The following is a 681-nucleotide window of genomic DNA, read 5'->3' as shown; positions in this document are numbered from 1 at the left end:
GCCGGACGCCGCTGGGCCGGTCGCACGCCCGGGCCGCAAAGCCCTCGCGCCTCATTAGCGACCGGCGTCGCAGATCCCTCCAAGGGGCCGGGTCGAAGCGGGAGTCCCTTCCCCCAGAGGGAGCCGCGCGGCGCTGGCCACGACCCATTCGAAGACGTTCGACGCCGTGCGATCCGAACCCCCATCGGCAAGCTCAGCCGCAGCCGCAGCCCTATCGGCGGTCGTAGGGATCGTAGGGCGCGAGCGCATCCCCGAGCGCCTTGGCGGCCGGATCGCGCCGGAGATCGAGCTCCCGGTCGAGGGCGCGCACGAAGCGCTCGCGGCCGGCTTCCAGCTCGCGGCCGAGGCCGCCGAAGGCCTCGGCGACCTCGACATGGGGCGGCCCGTCGGTGACGAGGTAGTCGATCCCGCAATCCGGCTCGGCCGGGCGCCCGGCAGGGCGGAGCCAGTAGCAGATGCGGACGCGGGTGAACGGCTCGCCCGCGCGTCGCTCGACCCGGGCGGGCGCCAGCCGAAAGCTGTCTGGCCGGGCCCGCTCGGCATAGGCGAGGCTCTGGCCGACGGTGACGAAGCCCTGCGTGCGGTGCCCGCGCACCAGCGCCATCGCCCGCGCGTCGGAGAGGTCCGCCGGCTGCGCCTGGGCGCCCGCGAGCGAGGCGAGGCCGAGGGCCGCTGTCAGAA

The 681-nt window shown here is 75.3% G+C and carries 1 protein-coding gene; it reads right to left on the bottom strand.

The features are described 5' to 3' along the window. Positions 1-211 precede the first annotated feature (211 nt). On the bottom strand, positions 212-681 hold a 470-nt coding region (locus FV223_RS29260; RefSeq protein ID WP_348644840.1), incomplete at its 5' end, for a hypothetical protein.

Origin of the sequence: Methylobacterium sp. WL116 (assembly GCF_008039455.1) — a bacterium.
In the GTDB taxonomy this organism is placed as follows: domain Bacteria; phylum Pseudomonadota; class Alphaproteobacteria; order Rhizobiales; family Beijerinckiaceae; genus Methylobacterium.
Note: the sequence above shows the minus strand (reverse complement) of the source record. Positions and strands in the feature narration are given on the sequence as shown.